The sequence below is a fragment of the Flavobacterium crassostreae genome (assembly GCF_001831475.1).
Taxonomy (GTDB): Bacteria; Bacteroidota; Bacteroidia; order Flavobacteriales; family Flavobacteriaceae; genus Flavobacterium; species Flavobacterium crassostreae.
Genome location: NZ_CP017688.1, coordinates 1,987,300 through 2,014,043, shown reverse-complemented (window position 1 = coordinate 2,014,043; position 26,744 = coordinate 1,987,300). Strand labels below are relative to the sequence as shown.

General features: G+C 34.8%; 24 protein-coding genes and 1 tRNA gene. 16 read left to right on the top strand and 9 right to left on the bottom strand.

The features are described from left to right. Positions 1-187 precede the first annotated feature (187 nt). The 9 genes from LB076_RS09005 to LB076_RS08960 all read left to right on the top strand — a co-directional run bounded on the left by LB076_RS09005 (position 188) and on the right by LB076_RS08960 (position 11,360). Positions 188-1,009 (top strand): DUF3822 family protein, encoded by an 822-nt coding sequence (locus LB076_RS09005; RefSeq protein WP_066331190.1) that lies wholly within the window; start codon positions 188-190, stop codon positions 1,007-1,009. Beyond that, the gene (locus LB076_RS09000; protein ID WP_066331193.1) at positions 1,006-1,599 is read left to right on the top strand and encodes an RsmD family RNA methyltransferase; all 594 of its coding nucleotides are present in this window, start codon (positions 1,006-1,008) and stop codon (positions 1,597-1,599) included. The genes LB076_RS09005 and LB076_RS09000 overlap by 4 nt, the downstream gene beginning before the upstream one ends. Before the next feature lie 465 nt (positions 1,600-2,064). Continuing rightward, the gene (locus tag LB076_RS08995; protein WP_066331196.1) at positions 2,065-4,452 is read left to right on the top strand and encodes an O-antigen ligase family protein; all 2,388 of its coding nucleotides are present in this window, start codon (positions 2,065-2,067) and stop codon (positions 4,450-4,452) included. Between the two features lie 6 nt (positions 4,453-4,458). After that, positions 4,459-5,538: a 3-dehydroquinate synthase gene (gene aroB, locus LB076_RS08990; RefSeq protein ID WP_066331198.1), complete on the top strand. Its 1,080-nt coding sequence runs from the start codon at positions 4,459-4,461 to the stop codon at positions 5,536-5,538. Between the two features lie 287 nt (positions 5,539-5,825). After that, a complete protein-coding gene (locus tag LB076_RS08980; RefSeq protein ID WP_066331204.1) occupies positions 5,826-7,229 on the top strand; it encodes a type III PLP-dependent enzyme domain-containing protein in 1,404 nt (467 codons plus the stop codon). Between the two features lie 90 nt (positions 7,230-7,319). Continuing rightward, a complete protein-coding gene (locus tag LB076_RS08975) occupies positions 7,320-8,291 on the top strand; it encodes a deoxyhypusine synthase family protein (RefSeq protein ID WP_066331207.1) in 972 nt (323 codons plus the stop codon). Positions 8,292-8,300: 9 nt separating this feature from the next. After that, positions 8,301-8,660, top strand: coding sequence for a DNA primase (locus LB076_RS08970; protein ID WP_066331210.1), 360 nt, complete (start codon positions 8,301-8,303; stop codon positions 8,658-8,660). 113 nt (positions 8,661-8,773) lie between these two features. After that, positions 8,774-10,882 carry a DNA helicase RecQ gene (gene recQ, locus LB076_RS08965; protein ID WP_066331218.1) on the top strand — a complete coding sequence of 703 codons (2,109 nt, stop codon included), beginning with the start codon at positions 8,774-8,776 and terminating at the stop codon, positions 10,880-10,882. A gap of 4 nt (positions 10,883-10,886) precedes the next feature. Next, the gene (locus LB076_RS08960; protein WP_066331220.1) at positions 10,887-11,360 is read left to right on the top strand and encodes a DNA-deoxyinosine glycosylase; all 474 of its coding nucleotides are present in this window, start codon (positions 10,887-10,889) and stop codon (positions 11,358-11,360) included. Here LB076_RS08960 and LB076_RS08955 read toward each other — a convergent pair. From LB076_RS08955 to LB076_RS08940, 4 genes are all read right to left on the bottom strand, one after another. Further along, positions 11,357-11,878, bottom strand: a complete 522-nt coding sequence (locus LB076_RS08955) for a DinB family protein (RefSeq protein ID WP_066331221.1) — start codon at positions 11,876-11,878, stop codon at positions 11,357-11,359. The genes LB076_RS08960 and LB076_RS08955 overlap by 4 nt on opposite strands. A gap of 11 nt (positions 11,879-11,889) precedes the next feature. Next, positions 11,890-14,475 (bottom strand): phosphoenolpyruvate carboxylase, encoded by a 2,586-nt coding sequence (locus tag LB076_RS08950; protein WP_066331222.1) that lies wholly within the window; start codon positions 14,473-14,475, stop codon positions 11,890-11,892. 100 nt (positions 14,476-14,575) lie between these two features. Continuing rightward, positions 14,576-15,055 (bottom strand): Lrp/AsnC family transcriptional regulator, encoded by a 480-nt coding sequence (locus LB076_RS08945; RefSeq protein WP_066331223.1) that lies wholly within the window; start codon positions 15,053-15,055, stop codon positions 14,576-14,578. A gap of 76 nt (positions 15,056-15,131) precedes the next feature. Then, on the bottom strand, positions 15,132-16,286 hold the full coding sequence (locus LB076_RS08940; protein WP_066331225.1) for a M14 family metallopeptidase: 1,155 nt from the start codon (positions 16,284-16,286) through the stop codon (positions 15,132-15,134). A 310-nt stretch (positions 16,287-16,596) separates the two neighbouring features. Here LB076_RS08940 and LB076_RS08935 point away from each other — a divergent pair, with 310 nt between their 5' ends. Next, positions 16,597-17,040, top strand: a complete 444-nt coding sequence (locus LB076_RS08935) for a helix-turn-helix domain-containing protein (RefSeq protein WP_066331229.1) — start codon at positions 16,597-16,599, stop codon at positions 17,038-17,040. Positions 17,041-17,144: 104 nt separating this feature from the next. On the opposite strand, the gene LB076_RS08930 is transcribed toward LB076_RS08935, so the two are convergent. Next, entirely contained in the window at positions 17,145-17,699 is a 555-nt protein-coding gene (locus LB076_RS08930) for a 1-acyl-sn-glycerol-3-phosphate acyltransferase (protein ID WP_066331232.1), read from the bottom strand. Between the two features lie 63 nt (positions 17,700-17,762). Here LB076_RS08930 and LB076_RS08925 point away from each other — a divergent pair, with 63 nt between their 5' ends. Both LB076_RS08925 and LB076_RS08920 read left to right on the top strand, forming a co-directional pair. Beyond that, entirely contained in the window at positions 17,763-18,428 is a 666-nt protein-coding gene (locus LB076_RS08925; protein WP_066331235.1) for a spermidine synthase, read from the top strand. Positions 18,429-18,476: 48 nt separating this feature from the next. Continuing rightward, entirely contained in the window at positions 18,477-19,187 is a 711-nt protein-coding gene (locus LB076_RS08920) for a potassium channel family protein (protein WP_066331237.1), read from the top strand. Here LB076_RS08920 and kdsB read toward each other — a convergent pair whose 3' ends face one another. Beyond that, positions 19,188-19,913, bottom strand: a complete 726-nt coding sequence (kdsB, locus tag LB076_RS08915; RefSeq protein WP_066331239.1) for a 3-deoxy-manno-octulosonate cytidylyltransferase — start codon at positions 19,911-19,913, stop codon at positions 19,188-19,190. A gap of 297 nt (positions 19,914-20,210) precedes the next feature. Beyond that, positions 20,211-22,268, bottom strand: coding sequence for a M43 family zinc metalloprotease (locus LB076_RS08910; RefSeq protein WP_066331242.1), 2,058 nt, complete (start codon positions 22,266-22,268; stop codon positions 20,211-20,213). A 469-nt stretch (positions 22,269-22,737) separates the two neighbouring features. Here LB076_RS08910 and LB076_RS08905 point away from each other — a divergent pair, with 469 nt between their 5' ends. From LB076_RS08905 to LB076_RS08895, 3 genes are all read left to right on the top strand, one after another. Then, the gene (locus LB076_RS08905; RefSeq protein WP_066331244.1) at positions 22,738-23,490 is read left to right on the top strand and encodes a DUF4369 domain-containing protein; all 753 of its coding nucleotides are present in this window, start codon (positions 22,738-22,740) and stop codon (positions 23,488-23,490) included. A gap of 36 nt (positions 23,491-23,526) precedes the next feature. After that, a complete protein-coding gene (locus LB076_RS08900) occupies positions 23,527-23,895 on the top strand; it encodes a TlpA family protein disulfide reductase (protein ID WP_078055235.1) in 369 nt (122 codons plus the stop codon). A 189-nt stretch (positions 23,896-24,084) separates the two neighbouring features. Then, positions 24,085-24,166, top strand: a tRNA-Tyr gene (locus LB076_RS08895). 132 nt (positions 24,167-24,298) lie between these two features. On the opposite strand, the gene LB076_RS08890 is transcribed toward LB076_RS08895, so the two are convergent. Continuing rightward, on the bottom strand, positions 24,299-24,988 hold the full coding sequence (locus LB076_RS08890) for an SIMPL domain-containing protein (protein WP_066331248.1): 690 nt from the start codon (positions 24,986-24,988) through the stop codon (positions 24,299-24,301). Positions 24,989-25,048: 60 nt separating this feature from the next. After that, on the bottom strand, positions 25,049-25,687 hold the full coding sequence (locus tag LB076_RS08885; protein WP_066331249.1) for a rhomboid family intramembrane serine protease: 639 nt from the start codon (positions 25,685-25,687) through the stop codon (positions 25,049-25,051). 115 nt (positions 25,688-25,802) lie between these two features. On the opposite strand from LB076_RS08885, the gene LB076_RS08880 reads away from it, so the two are divergent. Then, a complete protein-coding gene (locus LB076_RS08880; protein WP_066331253.1) occupies positions 25,803-26,672 on the top strand; it encodes a lysophospholipid acyltransferase family protein in 870 nt (289 codons plus the stop codon). The last annotated feature ends 72 nt before the right edge of the window (positions 26,673-26,744 follow it).

Sequence of the window (26,744 nt, the reverse complement as noted above, 5' to 3'; positions counted from 1 at the left end):
AAAACACAAAGATACTCCTTACTCCAACAAACACCCTATAAATCCCACAAAGTATGCAAATAAAATTATACTCCAAAACACCCAAATACCAGATAATAAACCCATAAAAATAAAAAAAAATTGTAAGTTTGTCTTCTCACTTAATCCACTTAAAATTACTTACAAAAAACGGATTACAAACCCATTTATGCCAACAACACCAAGTAATATTACCCAAAAGAAATATAAAAAACTCTCCATTGAAGTTGCACTCACTGGATTTTCTTTTTGTTGTATTGATACCCTCAATAACAGCATCCCTATGTACAAAGAAGTGCCATTTGACACTACCGATAAAAGCATAAAAATAGAAACCCAATATGCCAAAGCATTTCAAGAACATCCGGAATTACGTGCCGAATATGACGAAATACTAGTTTTGCATCGGAACAATCTAGCAACCTTTGTTCCTTCTCCTCTATTTGATGAGGGCTCTATAGGAAGCTACATGCAATACAACACTAAAGTTTTTGAAACGGATTTTTTTGCCTCTGATACCCTTGCTACCTATTCCATGCATACCGTGTACATCCCGTATGTGCATGTCAATAATTTTTTTATTGATCAATTTGGGACTTTTGACTACAAACACACCAATAGCATTCTGGTTAGCAAACTATTAGATGCTTCCAAGAATAACGATACCAAAACAATGTCTGTCCATTTTCAGCAAACACACTTTGAAATATTGGTTATCCAAAATCAAAAACTATTGTTATTCAACTCCTTTGAGTACCAAAGCGTCGAAGATTTTATTTACTACATTTTGTTTACCGCAGAACAATTAAATTTAAACCCGGATAATTTTCCGTTACAATTAATTGGAGCCATAGATACCCATAGCCCTTATTATGAAATAGCCTATAAATACATCCGAAATGTACATTTAATAGACCTAAGCAGCCTACAACAACGCAATACCTTTTCAGAAGCCGAAAACAGAAAACACTATATACTCTTTAACTCATGAGAATCATTTCAGGAAAATACAAAGGAAGGCGCATTTCTCCGCCCAAAGGGCTACCGGTAAGACCTACAACAGATATGTCTAAAGAAGCTTTGTTTAATGTTTTGAACAACCATTTTAATTTTGAAGGGTTGAAAGTATTGGATCTATTTGCTGGCACCGGAAACATTAGTTATGAATTTGGCTCAAGAGGCAGCAGTCCAATAACATCGGTAGATGGTGATTTTGGTTGCATAAAATTTATCAAACAAATTGCTAATGAATATGATTTTAATATTGCCGCAACCAAAAGTGACGTGTTTAAATTTTTAGAAAAAAACAACGCCTCCTTTGACATTGTTTTTGCAGATCCTCCCTACGCCCTAGACCAAGCCACATTTGAGCGCATTGTATTGCTAGTTTTTGAAAAAAACACCCTCAATGAAGATGGAATGATGGTGATTGAACACTCCAAATACACCAAGTTGGACCACATGATGCATTTTTCATTCAAAAAAACGTATGGTGGTTCTATTTTTAGTTTTTTTGAGTTACCATCCAAAAATGAAGAACTGGATCCAGAATTATTTGAAAACGATACTGAAGACGAATAACCAAAAAGCCTTGATTGTAGTCTATGCATACCAAGGCTTTTTTTTTATAAATATGTGGCGTGCTTGAAATACGTTTTTGGTTTCCATACTTTGGTTTACTGTGCTGAAGTTATTTTTTGACTGGTTTGATCCATCCTCAGCCGATGATATTGTGCTATTTCATCTCCAGTTGCTGGATGGATTGTTTTGTTGTAGTCCATGTTTTTTTATTTAATTTTAAAAAATTAGTTCCCAATTAAGGCCTAGCACTTGCTAACTAATTCTTAATTTATTTTGATTATTTTAAAGCCATAACGTTGGTTGGTTCCGACTCATTTTGTAGGCTTAGAATTGCTACCTTGGTTTAATAAACCATTAAATTTTGATTTAATCAGCATTAAAAGCTACTAAAAACCTATTTTTGGTAGTTACTTTAAAAAAAAAATGCCAAAAAATGTATTTGAGCAATAAAAACACAACTCTTTCATGACCAAAAAATCTAGCGTTGCTACCGAAGAAAAGATTTTACAAAGCACCAATAAAACGTATTTGGATACAATTACACTGTTGGTAGTCTTTAGTATTTTAAGTATCGATTTTTTTCCAGCCTTTGGAAGCCTAGAAATTATAGCTCCTCAATACCTCTATCTTTCTATTGTAAATGCTTTGGTAGGGTTTTTTATATTTAAGCAGCCCGAACTACTACCCGAAGAATATTTAAGAAAAATAAAAAAAAGTAACCTAGCAAAATCGTATACTGCCTTTTTATTTTTATGTCTAATAACCGTATTTACAGCCCAAAATACTTCTTTGGCTGTAGTAAGTTTTACTCAAATTTTGGTTGTATTTTGCTTATTTATAAACCTAAGCATACTATTATACCGCAGATTGTACCTTATTTATACTATTAGTTTTTTGATTGGTATAAGTATGTTTATCCGCACCTACATGGATTACACTACGTTTATTAGTTTAGCAAAATCCAGTAATTTAGTTGTTGCCTTTAATCAAATTAAAGGAAATACCGGAAACATCAATATACACGCTGCTAGTTTAACCGGAAAAATTCCGTTTTTACTCCTAGGTATTATTCATTTTTCTAAATGGAAAAAATGGTTTTTGAGTCTAACGTTACTAATGGTTACCATACTCATCTTGCTAATTGCTTCAAGAGCTGCCTATATTGCTTTGTTTTTGATTCTTCTGGTTTTTATAGCTGCAACTTTAAAGATTAAATGGCATCCAAAGCCAATAAAAAGTATCCTCCCGGCAATTATACTTCCAGTGGTTCTGGCTTTTTTTATAGCAAATTTTATTTTTAAAAAAGCCGAAAACACAGAGCGATTTCAGTCTGTAACAGAGCGAGTGATGCAAATCATCCCAACCAAAACAGAAGATGCGTCCATAAATATTCGTTTAAAATACTGGCAAAATGCCTTTGAAATAGCCCAATCAAATCCGGTATTTGGAGTAGGATTAGGCAACTGGAAGATAGCCTCCATTCCTTACGAAAAAAAAATATCCAATGGATTATTACTCTCTAACCATGCCCATAACGATTTTTTGGAAATTGCCGCCGAAGCTGGCTTTGTAACCCTACTGGCTTATTTACTAATTTTTGTTTTTGCACTATTATACAACCTCCAAAACTGTAGCTCCAAAAAAGAACCGCAAACCAGAATCATAGCACTAATAGCCTTACTACTAATGCTTAGTTACGGCATAGATGCTTTGTTTAATTTTCCTTTGTATCGGGCTACTGTGCAAATTAATTTTTGCTTATTCTTGGTTTTAACTGTCTTAAATGGTTGTTTTACTCAGAGCAACCCTACTGCAACTAATTCCAATTCTAAGTACATTTTGATTGTTGTTTTTTTAAGCAGTATAACAGCCTATTTTTCGTATACAACCTTCAAAGCATACCAGTTTGAAAACAACATGCTATTGGATCAAGCCAAAGGCGAAGCAAATTACAGCTATACGTATTCCAAAATAGTCCAACAAATACCGAAATTTCCAAATGTTGCCACCAATTCAGAACCGTATATAGAATTGGCAGGTATTTATGCCGTAAAAGAAAAAAAATACTCCCAAGCTTTGCACCATTTTGACCAATCCAATACTATCAACCCCCATACAGGCAGGGCCCAATGGTATCAATACCGGATTTACAAAGAATTAGGGCAGTTAGATAGCGCCCATTATTATGCCAAAAAAGCCTTTGCAATAAGGCCTCGTAATGAAGATTACTACCTTGCGATGCTTACCATGGATGCCTACAAAAAAGATACCACCGCTATTTTAAAAAACCATTCTGAATTTATTAAATACATACAACAACCAAATATTTGGATCCAAACTTCCAGCGCATTAGCACAAAGTAGGTATCCAAACGATAAAATAATTAAATTTATAAATAGTGCCATAACCCTGTTTCCAAACGATAGCTCTCTACAAAACAGAAAAAAATCCTTTGAGAAAGACGCAATATTTGCAAAAAAACAACAGCTAAAGGAGTCTAAAAACACCGCCAAGGCTACTAATTTAATATTGGCAACACAGTACTCTTTAAAAAAACAGTACCATAAAGCCTTGGTGTATTACAAAAAAGCAGCCCTTGATTACCCAAAAAACAGTATAATAACACAGAATATAGGAATTTGTTATTTTAAGATAAATCAGTTTAAATCTGCTATAATTTATTTAGAAAAAACCTTAAATTCGCCAATTCTAATAGATGGCAAAACAGAGTACTTACTTGGTGCCGCATATTTGAATACCAATAACAAACAAAAAGGCTGCCAGAATTTACTTGCTGCCAAAAACAAAAATCATCCAGACGCTTCCAAATTATTAGCGCAATATTGTAACTAAAATATTATGTCAGAGCAATTAACTACCATACAAGCTAGCAACCATCCTATTTATTTTAACCAAAAAGGATACCAGGCCCTAAATGCACATTTAGAACAAAATAAATACACCAATTTATTTATACTTGTAGATAGCAACACTAATGAATTTTGTTTGCCAAGATTATTGCCTCAAATAGCCACAGATTTGACTATTGAAATCATTGAATTTGAAAATGGCGAAATCCATAAAAATATAGAAACCTGCGTTCAAATTTGGAACGTACTTACAGAACTAGGTGCAGATAGAAAAAGTCTTGTTATTAATTTAGGCGGTGGAGTAGTTACCGATTTAGGAGGATTTGTTGCCTCCACCTTCAAGAGAGGTATTGATTTTATTAACATTCCTACTACGCTACTGGCTATGGTAGACGCTTCTGTAGGAGGCAAAAACGGAGTGGATTTAGGCAATCTAAAAAACCAAATAGGTGTTTTTAACCTACCGGTTATGGTACTGGTGGATAGTACTTATTTAGAAACTCTACCCAAAAACGAAATGCGATCTGGACTGGCCGAAATGCTCAAACACGGTTTGATATTTGATCAAAAATATTGGGAACAATTTTTAGACTTAGAGGTACTTGATTTTTCGGATTTTGATGCTTTAATCCATCGTTCTGTAGCCATCAAAAACGAAATTGTTACGCTAGATCCCACAGAAAAAAATATCCGTAAAGCATTAAACTTTGGACACACCCTCGGGCACGCTATTGAAAGCTATTTTCTGGAAAGCCAAGACAAAACGACCCTACTCCACGGAGAAGCAATAGCTGTAGGAATGATCCTAGAGAGCTACATCTCTTTAGAAAAACAATTGCTCACTAAGGCGCAATACAACCAGATAAAAACAGCCATTAAAGCCGTTTTTGACGATATTACTTTTGATCCAAAAGACCTTGCACCCATATTAGAATTACTAGTTCATGACAAAAAAAATGAGTATGGAACCATTCAGTTTGCGCTAATTGATGGCATCGGAAAAATAAAAATCAATCAATTGGTAGAAAACGAATTAATCCTTGAGGCATTTAAGGATTACCAATCTTAATTTTTTTTTAATAAAAGCTTTGCATTACGTATCTTTTATTTTTTACATTTGTCCCAATGAAAAACACTAAAAACAAAGGTAATCACTGGTCAGATCGAAATGCAAACAATAACTTTTTTTTGAGAGTATTGCAACACTTCTATTCTATTAGAGGGAGTTTTACTTTTGATATTTTTCAGTTTTTAAAACTCGAAAATAAAAAGTTGCAACTAATATATGCTAATATTCGGGTTTGAATTTTAGATTAATTTCGTTTCCATTACATTAATCTATACCTCTACAAACTTATGAATACTAAATATACAGACTTAATAAACCAAACGTATTATTTTCCTCAAGAAGAATTTACATTAAACAAAGACAACCTTCAATTTCATAATATTGATTTAATGAAATTGGTAGAAAAATATGGTACCCCGCTAAAGTTTACCTATTTGCCACAAATTTCTAACAACATCAACAAAGCCAAAAGTTGGTTCCGAAAAGCTATGGAACAAAACAAGTACGATGGCAAATATTTTTATTGCTACTGTACCAAAAGCTCCCATTTTGAATTTATCATGAACGAAGCTTTTAAAAACAACATTCATGTAGAAACTTCCTCTGCTTTTGATATCAATATTGTAGAGAATTTAATGGCCAATGGCAAGATAAACAAAAGTACCTATGTATTATGTAATGGTTTTAAAAGAGAGCAATACATCGAAAACATAGCCCGTTTAATCAACAATGGCCACAAAAATACCATTCCAATTATTGATAATTATGAAGAATTGGATTTGCTTCAGGCAGAAATTAAAGGAAAGTTCAAAATAGGAATTCGGATTGCGGCAGAAGAAGAGCCTAAATTTGAATTCTATACCTCTAGATTAGGTATTGGATATAAAAATATTGTGAATTTTTATAGAAAACAAATTCAAGAAAACGACAAGTTAGAATTGAAGATGTTGCATTTTTTCATTAATACCGGTATTAACGATACTGCATATTACTGGAATGAATTATTAAAATGTATCAAAGTATACATTGCCCTAAAAAAAGAATGTCCTACACTAGATGGATTAAATATTGGAGGAGGTTTTCCGATAAAAAACTCCCTTGCGTTTGAATACGATTACCAATACATGATCACTGAAATTGTAAACCAGATCAAAATTGCTTGTGATGAGGCAGATGTGGCCGTACCAAACTTGTTTACCGAATTTGGATCCTTTACCGTAGGAGAAAGCGGAGGAGCTATTTACCAAATTTTATATCAAAAACAACAAAACGATAGGGAAAAATGGAACATGATTGATTCTTCTTTCATCACCACCCTACCAGATACTTGGGCTATCAACAAACGGTTTATTATGTTGGCAGTAAATCGTTGGAACGAAACCTACGAAAGAGTATTGCTAGGTGGATTAACCTGTGATAGTGATGATTATTACAACTCGGAGCAAAACATGAATGCCATTTATTTGCCCAAATACAACAAAGACAAACCATTATATATTGGTTTTTTTAATACTGGTGCCTATCAAGAAACCATAGGTGGTTATGGTGGATTACACCATTGTTTAATCCCACAGCCAAAACATATTTTGATCGATCGAGACGAAAACGGAATACTAGCCACCGAAGTTTTCTCAGAACAACAAACCTCTGAGGAAGTATTGCATATTTTAGGTTACAACAAAAAACAATAATTACAACAATAGACATCTAAAAAAAACAGTATATTTGGATTCCAACCAGCCTTCAATACCATTGTTTTTTAAAAATTAAAATACCATAAAATGAGTAAAGGACCTATCAGTCAGTTTATAGAAAAGCATTACTTGCATTTCAATTCAGCCTCTTTAGTAGATGCGGCAAAAGCCTACGAACAACAATTAGCAAATGGCGCTAAAATGATGGTGAGTATGGCCGGAGCAATGAGTACGGCCGAAATCGGAAAGATTTTTGCCGAGATTATCCGTCAGGATAAAGTACAAATTATATCCTGTACTGGAGCCAATCTAGAAGAAGATATCATGAATCTGGTAGCACACTCTCATTATGAAAGAGTACCCAACTACCGCGATTTAACACCTCAAGACGAGTGGGACTTATTAGAAAGAGGACTAAATAGAGTTACCGATACTTGCATACCAGAGCACGAAGCATTTCGTCGTTTGCAAAAACATATTTACAAAATATGGAAAGATGCAGACGATAAAGGAGAACGCTACTTTCCGCACGAATTTATGTACAAAATGCTGCTTTCAGGAGTACTTGAAGAGTATTACGAAATTGATTTAAAAGACAGCTGGATGTATGCTGCCGCCGAAAAAAACCTTCCGATAATCGTACCAGGATGGGAAGACAGCACCATGGGAAACATTTTTGCATCGTATGTAATTAAAGGTGATTTAAAAGCCTCTACCATGAAATCGGGTATAGAATACATGACATTTCTTGCAGATTGGTACCCAAAAAACAGCAGCAACGGAATTGGATTTTTTCAGATCGGTGGAGGAATTGCAGGAGATTTCCCTATATGCGTAGTACCAATGCTATACCAAGATATGGAAATGCATGACATCCCTTTTTGGAGCTATTTTTGTCAAATTTCAGATTCTACAACCAGTTACGGATCGTACTCTGGAGCAGTACCAAATGAAAAAATCACTTGGGGTAAACTAGATATAAAAACCCCAAAATTTATTATTGAGTCAGATGCAACCATTGTTGCGCCATTAATTTTTGCTTATTTATTAGACCTATAGAATATCATTATGAAAAGAGTAATTGTTGATTACGCAAAACTTACAAACGAAATCTTAAACCTCCTTGTAGAAAGATTTCCTGATGGATATGATGACACCGATATTATCCGTTTTAGAAATGCTAAAAACGAACTAATTGAAGCAGTAGAAGTACGCACTGAAGATACCATTTATTTAGTAAAAGTAAGCATGAAGCTTGCAGATCGTATTGAAAACCATGACGATGATGATGAAATTGATGCTGTAATCGAACCAATAATTCCGATTAAAGGACTGGATTTAGATGATGATGATAACGATGACGACGATGACGAAGATTTTGATAAACCAGACAACGAAGACGAAGATACGGATGAGGATGACGATTAATCCTTAACAAACCAAAAAAGGAACTCTAAAACAGAGTTCCTTTTTTTATTTGCTTTTAATAAATTATCTTTACGGGTTAAAACTATTTTTCGATACGCTGTACAAACCCATAAATGACAACAACCCAAACCCTCCATAAAACACTTAAAGATACTTTTGGTTTTGAAAAATTCCGAACCAACCAAGAAGCAATAATAACCACCATATTAGAACAGCAGGATGCCTTAGCAATTATGCCAACTGGTGGTGGTAAATCCATTTGTTTTCAGTTACCAGCATTGCTGTTTCCTGGAATTACAATTGTAATTTCGCCTTTAATTGCCTTAATGAAAGATCAGGTAGACAGTCTCAAAACCAATGGAGTCCAAGCTTGTTACATCAATAGTAGCCAAACCGCTACGGAACAACAAACGTATATAGAGGCTATTCAAAACCACGAAATCAAAATTGTTTACATTGCTCCAGAGAGTTTATCGTATTTAGAAAACCTATTTCATACCCTCACCCTAAGTCTAATAGCAATTGACGAAGCGCATTGTATTTCCTCCTGGGGACATGATTTTAGACCTGCTTACACCAATTTAGGATATTTAAAAAACCGATTTCCCTCCACTCCTATTCTAGCCCTGACTGCCACAGCAGACAAAGCTACCCGACAAGATATTAGTGCGCAACTGAATTTAAAAAATCCTAAAATATTTATTTCATCCTTTGACCGAAAAAACCTAAGCTTAGAAGTACGTCCTGCCTTGGATAGAATAAAACAAATTATAGATTTTGTGGGACAAAAACCCCAGGAGTCCGGAATTATTTATTGCCTTAGCCGAAAAACAACCGAAGAGCTAGCTCAAAAACTACTCCAACAAGGCATCGCCGCCAAGGCCTACCATGCAGGATTAGATACCAAACTGCGTTCCCAAACCCAAGATGCCTTTATAAATGATGAATGCCAGGTAGTATGCGCTACCATTGCCTTTGGTATGGGAATCGACAAATCAAATGTTCGTTGGGTTATTCATTACAATTTGCCCAAAAATATTGAAGGCTATTACCAAGAAATTGGTCGTGCTGGACGCGATGGTCTTCCTTCAGAAACCATTTTGTTTGCAAGCTACGGAGATGTAATACAATTGCAAAAATTTGCCTCCCAAGGACTTAATGCAGACGTACAGTTAGCAAAACTAGAACGCATGAAACAATATGCAGACGCCCTGAGTTGCCGCAGAAAAATTTTGCTTGCCTATTTTGGAGAGCTAGTAACCGAGAATTGTGGTAATTGCGATATTTGCAAAAATCCTCCTGCTTTTTTTGACGGAACCATTATTGCTCAAAAAGCGTTATCGGCAATCAGCCGTTTAAAACAACTAGAACCCTTGGTTGTAGTTATTGATTTTTTAAAAGGCTCTAAAAATGCATCTATTTACGAAAAAAACTACCAAAATCTAAAAACCTATGCTGTAGGCAGTACCATATCTTGGCAGGATTGGAACCAATACCTCATCCAATTAATGAACCAAGGGTTTTGTGAAGTTGCTTTTGATCAAAAAAACAAAATTAAACTCACAACATTAGCCCACGAAGTGTTGTTTTCTGGTCAAAAAGTACAATTAATTGAACCCAAGAAAGTTGTAATCGAAAAAACAACCTCCAAAGAACCCAAAAGTAAACCCCTTGCGCACTCTCTGTTTGAAACACTCCGCAAACTACGTTACACTATCTCTAAAGAAGAAGAAGTGCCCGCTTATGTTATTTTTAGTGATGCGGCTTTGCGCCAAATGGAAACAATCCGCCCAACTAACGAGCAAGAATTATTGGCAATTGATGGGGTTGGAAAGGCCAAATTAGAAAAATACGGTACGCCATTTATCCAAGCAATTGTTGCTTTTGATAAAAATAAAAAAACCAAGCAGAAAAAAGAAGCCACTACTTACAAAGAGACCTTAGATTTATTACAAAGTGGTTTAAGTGCTCCCGAAATTGCCGAAAAAAGAAATTTAGGATTAGGAACCATCATGTCTCATTTTGCTAAATTGTATTTAGATGGTGCCGCCATAGATTTGCGTCAATTTGTAACCAATGAAGAAATAAAATTAGTTGCAAATGCAAGCATAAAACTAGAAAACCCTACTACTTTAAAACCGTATTACGATTATTTAGAACAAAACATTGCTTATGATAAAATACGATTGGCACTAGCAATTACCCAAAAAGAAAACGCGTAATACCATGGTACACTCTTTTGCCCCCTACATAAACGCCACTACAAGAATTGTAATTTTGGGCACCATGCCTGGAGTAGTTTCTCTAGAAAAACAAGAATATTATGCCCACAAACGCAATCATTTTTTGCCCATAATGTACCAGTTATTTAGTAAAGAGGCTGTTTCGGAAGTTTTTGAAGAAAAAATTGCTTTATTGCAACGCCATTCTATTGGACTTTGGGATGTTTTAAAACAATGTGATCGAAAAGGGAGTTTGGATGCCGATATAAAAAATCCACAAGAAAATGACTTTGACTCTTTATTCCAAAAATACCCACAGATTACTACACTAATTTTTAATGGAAAAGAAAGTCACAAGCTTTTTTTTAAAAAATTCGGACAAATAGAAGGCATCACCTATTATGTGATGCCTTCTACTAGTGCTGCCAATACCTTATCTTTTGACAAAAAACGAACCCTATGGGCTTCTTGTTTTTAAGCCAATAAATACCTTTGTTCAAAAATACTTTGGTGGTGCTTTTGGTGGCCAATTATAATAAAACCTATCGCTCGTACCGAAACAGCATGAGTAGACGCAATGCCAGTATAGGTTAACTGCTCCTTAGCAAAACTTTTAAACAAATATAGTGACGCTTGTCTAACAACGGCTAATTCTGTCAATAACCCTTGCAAATTGCGCAGGTTGGCATCGGAGTTGGCTACATAATCGTTTTGGTCAAAACCGGGCAAAGCAGTGGTATCTTTTCTAGAAATGCGTAGTGCTCGATAGGCAAATACCCGCTCCGAGTCAATCAAATGCTGAATGATCTCTTTGATGGTCCATTTGTCTGGAGCATAACGGTAATCAAATTTATCCATCGGAATGTTTTGCACAAATTTGATAAACTCGTGCAGGCAAATTTCTAACTCTTCTAGCAAATTGCTATTTTCGGCTGCTTTAATATACCCCGCATAAAAGGGGGCATATTCGGTGGGTTGTATTTCTTTGGTGGTCATATAGTCTTTTTTTAGGCAGAATTTCTACTTGCATTTGTGTTTCCAAATAAGGAGCGCATAACCATTTTTTCGTAGACTTTTATTAGCTCTTCGTTGGGTACTGTTGCTTTGTTTAATTGGTTTATTCGTAACAAGGCGTATTGCTGTATGGTTAACAATGGCAACACGATACGTTCTCTTATTTGAATAGAAGCTTTACCATCTGGATAGTTTTCCATAAGCTCTTGGTGTCCTGCTATTTTTAAGAGAAGCCTTTTAGATTCTAAAAATTCATCGTAAATAATTTGCCAAAATGCACCAAACTCTGGATCGTTTTTCATGTAAGCCGTTAGCGGAAAAAAAGATTTGGTTAGCGACATCATGCTGTTTTCTAAAAGGGTTCTAAAAAACAACGAGTTGCCATACAAATCTTGCACTTTGTCCCACTGGTTGGTGGTTTCAAAATGTTTTAAGGCGGCACCTACTCCAAAAAAACCAGGTACATTTTGTTTTAATTGACTCCACGAACCAACAAAAGGTATGGCTCTTAGATCCGAAAAATCCAAATGTGCAGATTTACTTCGCTTAGAAGGACGGCTTCCTATATTTGTTTTGGCATAGTACTTTAAGGTACTCATTTGCTCTAAATAGGGTATAAATTTGGGGTGGTTTTTAAAACTTAAATATTTTTGATACCCTAAATCTGCCAATTGATCCATTACTACTTTTTCATCTAGAGATAATTGGTTTTTTTCTTTACCAAATACTTGGTTGGTAACTCCTGCGCTGAGTAAGTTTTCTAGATTGTACCTGCAAGAATCTAAGGTTCCAAAATTAGAACTTATTGTTTGTCCTTGAACGGTTATTTGGATTTCGTGGTTTTCAATACTGGATCCTAAAGAGGCATAAAATTTATGTGTTTTGCCACCACCTCTAGCTGGTGGTCCGCCACGACCATCAAAAAACACTACTTTGACGCCATATTTTCGGGATATTTCCGTTAAGGCTTCTTTGGCTTTATATATACTCCAATTGGCCATTAAATATCCACCATCTTTGGTACCATCCGAAAAGCCAAGCATAATGGTTTGCTTATTGTGTCTTTGTTTTATGTGTTTTGCATAGCTAGGATTGCAGTACAATTGCTCCATTATGGTATGGGCATGTAGTAGATCGTTTACAGATTCAAACAACGGAACAATATCTACAGTAGGGTTTTGCCACGCGGTCAAACGAATCATTGCAAAGGTTTCCATTACATTTAAGGCGCTTTCATTATTACTAATGATGTATCTATTGGCACCTTGCTCTCCATTTTGTTGCTGAATGGTCTTTAATGCCTCTATAGACTCTATTGTGGAGCGGGTAATTGGATTGTCAAAATCTGCTGCATTTAAGCTTCCTTCTACTGTAGCGAGTTGTTCTAATTTTTCGGATTCGGTCAGATCATAGTAATTGGACGGAAAAATAGGTACTTGCTTTTTTTGATCCAAATCAAAAATATCTTTAAAAACGCTGGTATGAATTTTACTGTTTTGACGTATATCTAAACTTGCAAAATGAAATCCAAATAGGTTGACTTTGATCAGGAGCGCTTCTAAGTCATCTAAATACAAGGATTGGTGTTGTTCTATTAAAATAGTTTTAATGCTATTTAATTCTGACGTAAATGCATCCAGGGTTATATAAATGGTTCCTGTAGAATAAAAAACGGAGCGATACAATTTGTGTTCCAATGCTGCTATTGTGTTCTCTACATTAGAAAAAGTAAGCTTTCTTTTTAAAGCTCTAAGCTCTACATAATAGCATTTTAAAATAGCGGTTCTCAAACGCTCTGCTACCTTTAGGGTAATATCGGTGGTAACAAAGGGATTGCCATCTCGGTCTCCTCCAGGCCAAAAAACCAATTGGATTAATGGATTTTGGATTTGTTGCTCTTTAAAAATATTTTTTTGGAGGTACTGCACCATATCTCCAGAGGTTTGGTAGAATACATTTTCGAGATACCAAATTATACTTACTGCCTCATCAAATGGATTGGGTTTTTCGGTTTTTACAAAGGGTGTTTTGCCTAATTGTGCTAATAAATGCTTTATTTTTAATAGTTTATTATCTCGTATCGCTTCTGTTAAGTCATTTATGATACCCAATATAGATCCGGGATAAAATTGTGTCGGGTGCGCCGTTAACACCGTACGTACAGTAAAGGTTTCTAAAAAAGCAACTAATTCTTGTTTTTTATCTTTTGCTTCTGCTTTTTCTTTAATATCTCGCAAGGATCCTCTACCCTCCATGTTGTTTACCACCGGAAATGCAGCATCTTCTACGGCATCAAACAGTACAATCTGGCGCTCTATGTATTGTATAAAACGAAATAGCAAATTGATTTGGTCTTTTTCGTCGGTGGTTTGGAGCTGTTTTTCAAAAAAATTAGTAACAATTTCGGTGGGGGTTTGCTGTTTTTTGAAACCCGATTCACATTTTTCTGTAAACAAGGGCAGTAAAACCCCCGTATTATCAATAGAATCAAAAGGAAGTGTAATAAATATGCTATTATAAATGCTGTATTTAGACAATACATTTTGATCAAAGCGTTCCATTTTAGGCAGTGTGTACATATTTTTTACATTTTATAGATTAAAACCATCCTTTTATCCCAAAAAAAAACCTCAAGCATACACTTGAGGTTATATTATAGCTATAGCATTCAAGTACGTATTACATGTTTTTAAAAATAGTATGCATTAAACGCTTTTTATCATTGATACTTTCTTCTAAGGAGATCATCGTTTCGGTTCTGTAAACACCTTCAATATCATCAATCATAAAAATAACGTCTTTGGCATGTTTGGTGTCTTTTGCTCTAATTTTGCAAAACACATTAAACTTACCTGTGGTTACAGAGGCCACGGTTACAAACGGAATTTCGTTTATTCTTTCTAAAACAAATTTAGTCTGTGACGTATTATTAAGGAAAACCCCTACGTAAGCTATAAACGAATATCCTAATTTGTCATAATCCAGCGCCAATGAGGACCCCATGATAATGCCTGCATCTTCCATTTTTTTTACCCTAACATGCACTGTTCCTGCAGATATTAGCAGTTTTTTTGCTATATCTGTAAAAGGAACTCGGGTATTATCAATCAACATATCTAAAATTTGATGATCCACTTCATCTAAACGGAACTTACTCATATTCTTTAATTAATATTATTATTTGCTAAAACAAAGTGTAAAAATATACATAAAAATAGGAAAATTGAACGAAATATTATTTTTTTATCAATCCGTTAACAATATGTACACTATTACCTAAAGAAAAAGTAGCAATTTGGTCTAATTCCGGAAAATTAGCCCATGCATCGCTGTATTTAGCACCTTGAGCATCGTATTGTTGGTGGGCAAAATACCCCTCTAGATCCTCTATTTTTGCAATGTAGGCATTAAAACACAATTTGCCATCTACTAGCTCTTCTTTGTATTGTGCCGCAAAATTCGTTATTTTTTCTATACCGTCATAATCTATTTTGACATTTTTGTATATAAAATCATAAAAAACAACTTTATTCTGAGGAATATTTAAATATTTATCAATTATATTGCTAACTATATCGTTGTTGCTAAGGCTGCTAAAAGCGGCGCACAAAGAAATAAACACAAATTTCCTGGTCTTTTCTCGGCTATAATCCTCGGCATAATGGCCTGCTTCAAACAATACCGTAGGAACTCCTAGACTTTGAAACATATCTCCTATACACTGGATATTAAAGGCGTCATCAAAACGCCCTATTTGATTCGGCAAGTAGTGCTGCAATACATCTTGAATCCCTACAATAACCTCTGTCGCCTTTAATCTAGAAGCGTTTATCTCTCGGGCGGCATTAAAGGCTGGAGCCAAAAAAGACATGGTGGCTGGCTTACCTGAGTCTGCAACCCCAAAAATAGTGCGTTGATCGTGTAGGTTAAAGCAATAATCTGGTTGGAATGCTTCAAAAACCGCTCTAAGCAACTTACTCTCTGGTTGGCTAAGATCTTGTGAGTCTCTATTTAGATCCACCCCATTGGCATTAGCACGTGTATACAAGGCAGCACCATCTGGATTAAGGATCGGAATGGCACAAAAGGTAAAGTTGTCTAAAAATTCTTTGGCCATAGGATGGTCTGAATGCAATAGGTTTATAAAGTCCAACAAGGCTTTGGTGGTGGTACTTTCGTTACCATGCATTTGAGACCAAAGAAATATTTTGGTTTTTCCGTGGCCTATTTGGTACTGATAAATCACTCTGTCTTGGACGGATTTTCCTATTTCCGAAAGATGGTTAGGAGCAGAATGTTTCTTTAATAAAGGCAGTATGGTTTCTAATGTTAGGTATCTTCCAAAGAGGTCTTGCTCTTTGTATTGCGTATGGACGTGTTCTAAATTCATGGGTTATTATTTAATTTACAAAAGTAAACAACTTTATTTTTACAATTGTAAATTACAAATAGCGCTCTATTTTTAGAATTGTAAACATCTAAATTCACTAAAGCAAACCCGTTTAAAGGCTTTTAAATTACATTTGTTATAGCTTAATGGAACGTATTTTATATCGTTGTTATTCAGTTAGTTATGTGATATTACATAAAGTGTTGGTTTTGTTTTTTTTGCTTCATTTTAGTAGTTTACTTTTGTAAAATTGTATAGTTGGTTTCTTTTTATTACATTTGTAAATGACTCATTTCAAACACAGTTTACAATGTTAAACACTGAAGATTTTATAAAACGATTGGAAATTATACTAGAGTATTACGGTCTGAACGCATCTACTTTTGCAGATAAAATTGGAGTGCAGCGTTCGAGTCTCTCCCACTTACTCTCGGGAAGAAACAAACCAAGTTTGGATTTTGTACTCAAGATTTTGGACGTGTATCCGGAGGTAGATTTGTATTGGATTTTAAATGGAAAGGGAAGTTTTCCGGAAAGTGCCTCTACCGTTTCAGACCAACCTGCTCTACCCCAAACAGAAAATTTGGTAGGTCCGAGTTTGTTTGATGGCATAGAGCCGCAGACAGAAACTCCTACCGATATTCCTGAAAAGAAACCAGAAGCAATGCTACCCAAAACCTACACCCAAGCAGGCATTGATAAAATTGTAGTTTTTTATCAAGATGGAACTTTTATGAGTTATGTTCCTAAATAAAAAAAAGTCGTATTGATTTTGACCTTAATAAGATCTCTCTAAACGAACCTTCGTTGTTTTCCAAAAAAAAACACCAAAGGTCGCTTTCTTTTAAAATAAAAAAATTAAACAACCTGATAGCCTTTTTCAGGAATTTTTCCTAAGACTCCTTTATAGTGGTTTAGGAGTTCTTTACAATCAGTTGGTAAATTTCCGGTTGGATACATCGGTTTTCCTAAATGCACTGTTTTTTTTCCAAAATCAAAAGCTACTGGTAGTATCGGTACGTTTGCCTTTAGGGCTATATAATAAAAGCCAGTTTTAATTTGGGTTACTTTTTCGCGGGTGCCCTCTGGAGCAACTGCCAGTCGAAAGATTTTTTTTTGTTCAAAAATAGCCGCAATGGCATCTACTTTATTCAAATTACCACTTCGGTCCAAGGGCTCTCCTCCCATGTATCTAAAATAGGCTCCAAACGGAAAACGAAATAATTCTTTTTTTCCGACCCAATTCATCTCTAATCCCGTTATGCCTCTGGTAAAAATTCCTAAATAAAAATCATGTGCACTGGTATGTGGCATCACCATCAGGACGCATTTTTTAATTTCTGGATTAATATGTCCTTTTATTTTCCAGCCCATGATCCTACAAAAGATCCATTTGTAAATTATCCGCTTCATTAATTTTTAAATTTTGTGCAAAATATATAATTTAAATCTTATTTTTGAGCCAAAGCACCATGGATGTTAAAAAAAATACGAAGCTATTTTGCTCCTATAAAATTAGTACACTTAAAATCCTCTTTAAGTAAAACCATTGAGGTGAGTTTAGAAAAAGGTAAATTGGTTTTGAATACCGAAAATACAAACTATTCTTATGGCAATTTGCAACAGGTTCTAAAATACGGCCTCCAGAATATTGGCGCCTCCAAGATTGCAACAATGCGCTCTGTTTTGGTGCTTGGAGTTGCTGGTGGTAGTGTGATTAAAACCTTGCTCGAAGATTTTCAATTTAAAGGAAAAATCACTGGCGTAGAAATTGACCCAGTTATAAATCAAGTAGCTACAGATTATTTTAAGTTAGACCAAATCCCGCAACTTGAAATTATTATTGAAGATGCATTTGCATTTGTTTTAAAAACCAAAAACACCTATGATCTAATTATAATAGATGTTTTTCAGGACACCAAAATGCCCAATTTTTTATTTCAAAGTTTTTTTGTCAATCGAGTTTGTTTTCTTTTAAAACCTAATGGTACCATTTTGTTCAATACCATGTTGCTCACTCCCGAAGATACCATCAGAAACAAAAAATACGTCCAAGACCATAATCTAACCAATTATAAAATAAGAACCCTTCCGAGAATGGAAGCCCACAACGAATTAATTGTAATTGAAAAACAAGATTAATTTTTGGGGGTTTTAAACCTGTTTGGTATCGGTTCTAAATAGCTTTTTATGAAAAAAACAATTCGAAAATTACTTTTAGGCAATGTTGCTGCAATTGACAAACAACCTCTTAATCCTATCGAAAAAAGAATACAAAACATCCAAGCCATCTGGAATAATGACCACCAAGATGATAACGGAATCGAAAAAATTGTGCGCTTGTTTTTGTCTTCTTCTCAGTTGTTTTTTCCGGGTATTTATATCAAATATTTGGCTTCCAAAAAAGGCCCAGAATACGTGGATCTTACGGTAGATCTTTATGTATTACTTAAGGTTATGCTTCCGTTATTAGTATTGGTAAACCAATGGCAGAGCACTATTTTTATTTTGTATTTTATGGTATATGTCATGTTAGAAACCGTTTTATACATCCCTACTTTGATCTTTGCTTCGGATTTATTTTCGAGGCCTCGATCGTACAAAAGATCCATGTTACTCTTGTTTTTTAATTATTTAGAAATGGTTTTGGCCTTTGCGGTACTGTATTCTTGTAATAATTATTTAAACAAACCATTTACGCATTGGTTTGATCCTATTTATTTTAGCACCGTTACGGCCTCCACTATTGGTTTTGGCGAGTATTATCCGGTGGCATTTTTGGGCAAGTTTTTAGTCAGTATGCAAGCATTATTAGTACTTATGTATGTGGTGTTATTTCTAAACTTTTTTTCTACAAAAATAAAATCTAAAGGTTATTTTGGCTCGGAAGGTACCGAATAATTATAGCATTTTTCTTGCTTTTTCTAAATCTTCAAGAGTATCAATGCCGATACTTTTTTGGGTGGTGGTCACCATTTTGATGCGTTTACCAAATTCTAAATAACGCAATTGTTCTAGTTTTTCTGAAGCTTCTAAAGATTGCATCGGTAAGGTATAAAAATCCAACAATGCTTGTTTTCTAAAAGCATATACCCCTACGTGCTGCATGTAACGCACGCCCACGTTTTCTGCCCTTGGATAAGGAATTATGGATCTTGAAAAATACAACGCAAATCCGTTTTGGTCCGTTACTACTTTAACATTATTGGGGTTGGCAATGTCTTGTTGGTCCGTTATTTCGTGCATTAAAGAGGCCAAATCTATTTTTTGGTCCATGTCTTCCTTAAATACTTCAATCACTTTTGCCAGGGCTTCGGTTTGTATAAATGGCTCGTCTCCTTGTACATTTACGACCAAATCCACATCCATATCTGCCACTGCCTCAGCTATGCGATCGCTTCCGGATTCATGCTCTCGGATGCTCCGTATGGCTTTGCCGTTGTTAGAAACTATTAGATTGTATATAATTTCGGAATCGGTAACCACAAAAACAGCATCAAATAAATTGGTAGCTACTGCTGCCTCGTAGGTGCGTAGAATAACGGGTTTGCCGTTTAAATCTTGTACTAATTTGGCAGGAAATCTAGTGGAGGCGTAACGGGCAGGAATAACGGCTATTATTTTCATCTAAGGATACATTATTATATGCAGCGAATATAAGTGTATTTTTTAGAAAATACCACATTAAAAAAGCGCCTATTGGCGCAAAATTTCTAAAAGAACACCTACCAAAATTTTTTGTAGTATTAAAAATAAACTAATTATTGGGATTGGATACAGGATAGATCTATGGATTTAAATTTATTTCTAAATACAATTTTTAGAAAAACACAAAGGGTCTAAAATAAAAAAAACACCTGCAAAATAATTGCAGGTGCTTTTAAAAATAGTCGTAACCAACAGCAGTTGATTAATCCAAAAGATCTATTTGACTACTAGTTTTTTGGTCTCTGTAAAGTTGCCATCAGTCGCAACAACAATATACATTCCTTTGGCAAGGTGAGCCACAGAATAACTAGTTGGTTTTTTAACCACATCTACTACTACTCCATTGATAGTATAGATAGTTAAGGTTATTTTGTCTAGATTTAATTTATTAAAACTAAATTCTACCACATCCGAAGCTGGGTTTGGATACATCGTGAATGACTTTGGTTCCAGTTCGTACTCGGTTGTAGCTAAAACAACATCTAAACTTCCTGTTTTTACAGGAGCATTCGGTTTGGTATTGTAAGCATATTCTAAAATTTTATATCCATCTCCATTTGCATCCACACTAACTTTAAACCATCCGTAACAAGTTTCTCCGTCAAGTAAATAATTAAAACCTACATATCCCGTTTTTCCATCCCAAACCGTATATCCTGATTTTCTTAAATCCAATTGACCTGGATAAGCAGCAGGGGAAGTAAAATTACTTGTAGCTCCAACAATTACATTTGGCGCAATTAACGAAATATTTCTAGTTCCTGATTCACAAACTAATTGTTTAGAATAGGTTTCTATCTTTAAAGCATTAGCTGCAAATCTCCAACCTCCAAAAGCTGGATCGTCTCCTTTATCAATGGTAAAATATTCCCAACTAGTAGTTGCGTTAATCACCACATCGGCCATATTTACATAAAAAATACCGTAAGGACTCGCAAATTTAAAATCATAAAATACTGAATTACAAGACAAACCAGTAGTACCACCAACAAAAGCTGCTGACAAAAAGGTAATGCCACCAGCTGCATTATTAGTCGCCGCATGGTTAGTTGCTTTACCAGATAAAGTAAGTGTAATTTGACTATTCGAATTAACTGTTACTATAGGAGTAATTCCTGCTGGAAAATTATGAGTATAGTGTGTCCCTGCAACCATATTTCCAGAAGTTAAGGCAAATTTCTTTGTGCCTCCTAAAGTAATAATTGAAGAGGTATCAAAAGAACCATCATTAACAGAAGATTCTTTAAAAGAAATTGTAGATGCCACTAAAGAACTACCGGTTCCTGTTGTGCTTACCCCTGTATTAATTAAATTTTGAGGTTGCCATAATGTAATACGTGCTGGATGCTGTAAGGCTGCAAGCATACGTGTAACTTGTCCTTGTGTATACATTTTGTAACATCCTTGTGCTCCATTGTATCCCATGTAGTTTTCAAAATTAACTTTTGCACCACTACAGTTAGTACCTGGAGTACAACCAAGAGTATGGTTTCCATCTTCTGCTGGTGTATCTGCAACTTCATCGGTACCAGTACAACCACCTTCAAAGGTATGGATCAGATTTAAAAAATGACCAAACTCATGCGTTAAGGTTGCAGCAAATTCAGTACTATATGAGTTATCATACAAATAAGCTCCATTAAAAACTACACGAGCTGTATTACTAGCTGTCATTGCTGAGTTTGGGTACCAAGCAACTCCTGAGTTATATAAAGACCCATCATTATACAAGTCATTTTGAATGTAAATGTTCATGTATTTTTTGTTATCCCAAGCATCTGCAGCAATCTGTGCATCGTATCCGCCTCCGTTACCATATCCGTTTTTGGCTGGATGAAAAACCACACCATCAGTACAACCACCATTTGGATCAATTTTAGCTAATTTAAAATCAATACTTAATGTAGCTCTACGAGCCTGAAAAAAAGGTTCTACAGTTTGGTAATCTGCACTTCGACCATTAAAATCATTGTTTAGCTGCTCTAAGTGATTCACAATTTTTTGGTACGTTACCGTCGAACCACTTTGTGTTACTCCATAAACATGAAAAACAACCGGGATAGTATACGTTGCCGCTGCTGTTTTAGAAGTTGCTGTTTTTTGTTCTAGAGCAAATTTTTTGCTAAAAACATCAAAATCTTTCTTTTCTTGTAGCGCACTCGGATTGTTGCGATACACAATGGCATTCTGCTCCGATGTCCTACATGGCAATCCCTGAGCACTAACTTTTAAAATGCTAAAAGTTATAAAAAATAATAGTAATTTTAATTTCATAATAGTTATAATTTTTAATATATAATCACAAAACTAGCGTTATATGTTATATAAAAATTGTAGTATGTTACTGTAAATTAGTAGTAAATTAACATTAAAAAAACATTTACAGTTTTTTACAACATAAAAACCTGACTAACAATGTGTTGCAGATAATAAAATAGTAAAATAATTCTTACAATTAATCAAACGTTACTATTTTGCAAAAGGAACAGATTGGTACCCAGTAACGGGTATTTGGTATAAAACATGGTAGTAGATAGCATCCTAAATGTGGATTATGTATAAAAAAATACCTCTATCATTTAAAAAAACAATATTAAATTATTACGGTATTTTTTCACTGAAAAAAAAGAGGTTAAAAACGAATAAAAAAATTAAAATATAACAAAAATTTAGCTCCAAAAAAGATTTAAACTATCATAAATTTAAATACTTTTGCACACTTAACTCAATTAACTAATTTATAATGAAAAAAATAATTTTATTCCTTTCTGCTGCAGTAGTAATGACTTCTTGCAGTAAAGACAAGTACACTATTTCAGGGACTGCTAAAGGAATTGAAAATGGTAAAACAATTATCGTTGAAACACAAGACGCTAATGGTATGGGATTAATAGCTGTAGATACAGTGGTAGTTGAAAATGAAAAATTTGAAATAAACGGTAAAGCAGCAGAACCTGTTTTTCATACCTTACAATTAGAAGGAGTACAAGGCAAAGTACCTTTTATTCTTGAAAATGGAGACATTACTATTGTAATAGATAAAGATAGTATTCAAAAATCTAAAGTTTCAGGTACGTATAATAATGACGAGTATGTTACCTTTAATGAAGAGATCAAAGTAGTTCAAAAGAAACTAATGGATTTCCAAAAAAACAACATGCAAACCATGAATACCGCACAACAAAATAAAGATACTGCTGTAATCAATAGTTTGATGCAACAATTTTCAAAATTGCAGGAAGAAACGGCTGTTGCTTCTAAAGCAAAATATATCAAGTATGCCGAAACACACCCTAAATCTTTGATTAGTGCCTTAATTATTCAAGGTATGATTAATGATCCAAGTGCAGATATTAAAAAATCAGAAACAATTTACAATAGTTTTGACGAGTCTTTAAAAAACACCAAACCTGGTAAGGCTATTAAAGCAAAACTAGACGAAACCAAAACACCTACAACTGGAGCAACAGCACCTGTTGAAGGTGACGCTAAATGAAGAGCCGATTTTTCTGCGCCAAACCCTGAAGGAAAAATAATTTCGTTAAAGGAAAGTTTAGGAAAAGTTACCATAGTAGATTTTTGGGCATCTTGGTGTGGTCCATGTAGAGAAGAAAATCCTAATGTAGTGGCGCTTTATAAAGAATTGCATAGCAAAGGTCTAAACATTATAGGAGTCTCTTTGGATAAAGATGCCAAAAAATGGAAAGAAGCTATTGCTAAAGATAGGTTGACTTGGCCACAAGTGTCTAATTTAAAATTCTGGGACGAACCTATTGCGGCACAATATAACGTAAGATCCATTCCAGCTACTTTTGTACTAGATGCCTCCGGAAAAGTAGTAGCAAAAGATCTAAGAGGTGCAGAACTAAGAGCAAAAGTAATTGCCCTTTTAGCCAAATAAGCTTCGTTTAGAGTATAAAAATAAAAAAATCTCCTTAGGGAGATTTTTTTATTTTACTCAATACCAATACGTTGAAAAAAAGTGCAAAAATAATCCAAAATTAAGTGTCAAAATTGTTTGTAGAAACGAAAAGTGTCCTTATATTTGCCACCGCTAACAACAACATAAGCGTTGTAAGCAAACGGCCACGGGGAGATACTCAAGCGGCCAACGAGGGCAGACTGTAAATCTGCTGACTACGTCTTCGTAGGTTCGAATCCTACTCTCCCCACAAAACGCTTCAAGCAATTGAAGCGTTTTTTTTTGCTTTTTTTTATACAATTTATTCTTAGAAGAATCCAAAAACTAAAATACCCACTTACGCAAAGCAAGTGGGTATTTTAAATTAAATTATGTTTTACAATTATTCCAAAACAAAACTTACATTCACGTTTGAAATAATTTCTATTTCGCCAGTGGCTAAAGTCTCTCTTGGTCCTGCAGCTCCTTCCATTTTCATGGTTTGCATTCTGGCATAAACGGGCTGTGGTTGGTAGTTTTGTGAATTATCCGTTATCAATACCGCTTTACCTACTTTTTGTCCCAAAACAGATACATAATCTTCGGCTTTAAGCTTGGCATCCTTCATGGCTAATTTTCTGGCCTCTGCCTCATATTTTGCTAATTCGGAAGACTGAAAAACTACATTATCAATTCTATTAATACCCTGAGTTACTAACGCCTCCATAAGTGCATCGTAGGTGGCTAAATTTTTTAGTACAATTTCAATGGTTTGTGTAGCGTTATAATTCGTTTTTTTTGTCTCATAATCATACTGCGGATTTAAGGCAACATATTTGGTTCTATAATCCGTATTTTTAATATTGGATTTTTTGATAACATTTAAAACTGCATCGATTTGTTGGTCATTGAGCCTTTTGACCTCCTTTGCGTTGCTACCTTTGGTCTCTACAGTGGCACTTATAATGGCTTGATCCGGAACTACCTTTACTTTTGCTTCTCCATTAACATTCACAACCGGAACTTGTTTGATTTCTTGCGCGTAAGAGTGTGCCATAAACATCATTGCTAAAATTACTATTGTTTTTTTCATAATTTGGAATCTATAAAATTTGTTTAATAAACTAGTATTATTCTTTCAAAAGCCATGCCATTATAATTTACCCATTTTAGCCATCACAAAAAGAATAAGCACGGGAATAGCCAACAACACCACCATAAGGCTATGTGCTACTACTAAGTAGGGATTCATTGCCAATGTAATCAAATACCCGCCAATAGCTCCGCCAAAATGCGCCGTATGACCTATAGTGTCGTTTTTGGCTCGCATGCCATAAATGGAGTACAACAAATAGGCTATTCCGAATAAATAAGCCGGAATAGGTATAATAAAAAAGAGCCCTAACATCATATCGGGCTGTAATAATATTGCAGAATAGACTATGCCAGTAACTGCGCCAGAGGCTCCTACAGCACGATAATTGTAATCTTCTTTATGAAAAGCAATAGTAAGCAAGCTACCAAAAAGCAAGCTACCAAAATAAATAATTACAAACGAAATACTGCCTAAATAAGCAATTACCACAGGTGCAAAAAAGTAAAGAGTTAGCATATTAAAGGCCAAATGCCCAATATCCGCATGCAAAAATCCAGAAGAAAACAACCTAATTTGCTCCCCTGCACGCACGCTTCCTATATGGAATTCGAATTTTCTAAAAAAAGCACTATCGTTAAATCCTTTAAAGCTAAAAAGCACGTTTGCAATAATAATTACCATTAAACTGATATTCATACGTTTGTTTTTTATTTAAATGTAAATGTAGTGAATCTCCTAGAGCACTCTTGTAGTAGTTTTTAATTTTTTAACGTTATTATTTTTTAAGTTATATTTGCAATAAAAATACCGCATGCAATTCCTTGTTTTCCTAATCGCTTATCCCCTACTATGGCTTGTATCCATACTTCCGTTTCCGGTATTTTATGCCCTATCGGATGTGTTATACTTTTTAATGTATTATGTTGTAGGCTATCGAAAAAAAACCGTTAAAGCCAATCTTGCTCTAGCCTTACCAAATCGTACAGACCAAGAGCGCCTGCAGATTGAAAAAAAATTCTACCACCATCTATGTGATCTGTTTTTAGAAATGACCAAAACAATGACCATGTCTTCTACAGAAATGAACAAACGTTTTGTAATTACCAATCCCGAATTACTAAAAGAGTACGAAAAAAAAGGCAAAAGCATTATGCTCTTAGCATCGCATTATGCTAGTTGGGAGTGGCTCATTACCTTAAACCTTAATACCTCTTTTCAGGGCGTGGGAGTCTACAAAAAACTTTCTAACAAATATTTTGACACGCTTATAAAAGACATTCGTTCTAAATACAACACACAATTAGTAGTAACCCGAGAAACCATCGCATTAATCTCAAGCAACCAAAAAAAAGGAATTTTGTCCATTTATGGTTTGGCAAGTGATCAATCTCCAAAAAACGATCGGATATCGCATTGGGATTACTTTATGGGAGTAGAAGTTCCGGTACATACTGGTGCCGAAATGCTGGCCAAAAAATACGATCTTTCGGTGCTTTTTGCTAAAGTAGAAAAAACAAAAAGAGGGCATTATAAAGCTACTTTAATCCCCTTAAGTGACCACCCAAAACTGGCAGCAGATTTTGACATCACCCATCGTTTTATTCAAGAAGTAGAAAAACAGATCTACCAAGCGCCAGAATATTATTTTTGGACCCACAAAAGATGGAAACACCAACGTTAATACCTAGCCAATTTTAGTATAACTAGTTGCCGTCTCTGTATTATTTTATTAAATTTGATGCTAATACAATCT

What these genes read in the sequence shown, in the direction of transcription:
- LB076_RS09005 (WP_066331190.1), top strand. Translation starts at nt 188, where the DNA reads ATGCCAACAACACCAAGTAATATTACCCAAAAGAAATATAAAAAACTC.
- LB076_RS09000 (WP_066331193.1), top strand. Translation starts at nt 1,006, where the DNA reads ATGAGAATCATTTCAGGAAAATACAAAGGAAGGCGCATTTCTCCGCCC.
- LB076_RS08995 (WP_066331196.1), top strand. Translation starts at nt 2,065, where the DNA reads ATGACCAAAAAATCTAGCGTTGCTACCGAAGAAAAGATTTTACAAAGC.
- aroB (WP_066331198.1), top strand. Translation starts at nt 4,459, where the DNA reads ATGTCAGAGCAATTAACTACCATACAAGCTAGCAACCATCCTATTTAT.
- LB076_RS08980 (WP_066331204.1), top strand. Translation starts at nt 5,826, where the DNA reads ATGAATACTAAATATACAGACTTAATAAACCAAACGTATTATTTTCCT.
- LB076_RS08975 (WP_066331207.1), top strand. Translation starts at nt 7,320, where the DNA reads ATGAGTAAAGGACCTATCAGTCAGTTTATAGAAAAGCATTACTTGCAT.
- LB076_RS08970 (WP_066331210.1), top strand. Translation starts at nt 8,301, where the DNA reads ATGAAAAGAGTAATTGTTGATTACGCAAAACTTACAAACGAAATCTTA.
- recQ (WP_066331218.1), top strand. Translation starts at nt 8,774, where the DNA reads ATGACAACAACCCAAACCCTCCATAAAACACTTAAAGATACTTTTGGT.
- LB076_RS08960 (WP_066331220.1), top strand. Translation starts at nt 10,887, where the DNA reads ATGGTACACTCTTTTGCCCCCTACATAAACGCCACTACAAGAATTGTA.
- LB076_RS08955 (WP_066331221.1), bottom strand. Translation starts at nt 11,878, where the DNA reads ATGACCACCAAAGAAATACAACCCACCGAATATGCCCCCTTTTATGCG.
- LB076_RS08950 (WP_066331222.1), bottom strand. Translation starts at nt 14,475, where the DNA reads ATGTACACACTGCCTAAAATGGAACGCTTTGATCAAAATGTATTGTCT.
- LB076_RS08945 (WP_066331223.1), bottom strand. Translation starts at nt 15,055, where the DNA reads ATGAGTAAGTTCCGTTTAGATGAAGTGGATCATCAAATTTTAGATATG.
- LB076_RS08940 (WP_066331225.1), bottom strand. Translation starts at nt 16,286, where the DNA reads ATGAATTTAGAACACGTCCATACGCAATACAAAGAGCAAGACCTCTTT.
- LB076_RS08935 (WP_066331229.1), top strand. Translation starts at nt 16,597, where the DNA reads ATGTTAAACACTGAAGATTTTATAAAACGATTGGAAATTATACTAGAG.
- LB076_RS08930 (WP_066331232.1), bottom strand. Translation starts at nt 17,699, where the DNA reads ATGAAGCGGATAATTTACAAATGGATCTTTTGTAGGATCATGGGCTGG.
- LB076_RS08925 (WP_066331235.1), top strand. Translation starts at nt 17,763, where the DNA reads ATGTTAAAAAAAATACGAAGCTATTTTGCTCCTATAAAATTAGTACAC.
- LB076_RS08920 (WP_066331237.1), top strand. Translation starts at nt 18,477, where the DNA reads ATGAAAAAAACAATTCGAAAATTACTTTTAGGCAATGTTGCTGCAATT.
- kdsB (WP_066331239.1), bottom strand. Translation starts at nt 19,913, where the DNA reads ATGAAAATAATAGCCGTTATTCCTGCCCGTTACGCCTCCACTAGATTT.
- LB076_RS08910 (WP_066331242.1), bottom strand. Translation starts at nt 22,268, where the DNA reads ATGAAATTAAAATTACTATTATTTTTTATAACTTTTAGCATTTTAAAA.
- LB076_RS08905 (WP_066331244.1), top strand. Translation starts at nt 22,738, where the DNA reads ATGAAAAAAATAATTTTATTCCTTTCTGCTGCAGTAGTAATGACTTCT.
- LB076_RS08890 (WP_066331248.1), bottom strand. Translation starts at nt 24,988, where the DNA reads ATGAAAAAAACAATAGTAATTTTAGCAATGATGTTTATGGCACACTCT.
- LB076_RS08885 (WP_066331249.1), bottom strand. Translation starts at nt 25,687, where the DNA reads ATGAATATCAGTTTAATGGTAATTATTATTGCAAACGTGCTTTTTAGC.
- LB076_RS08880 (WP_066331253.1), top strand. Translation starts at nt 25,803, where the DNA reads ATGCAATTCCTTGTTTTCCTAATCGCTTATCCCCTACTATGGCTTGTA.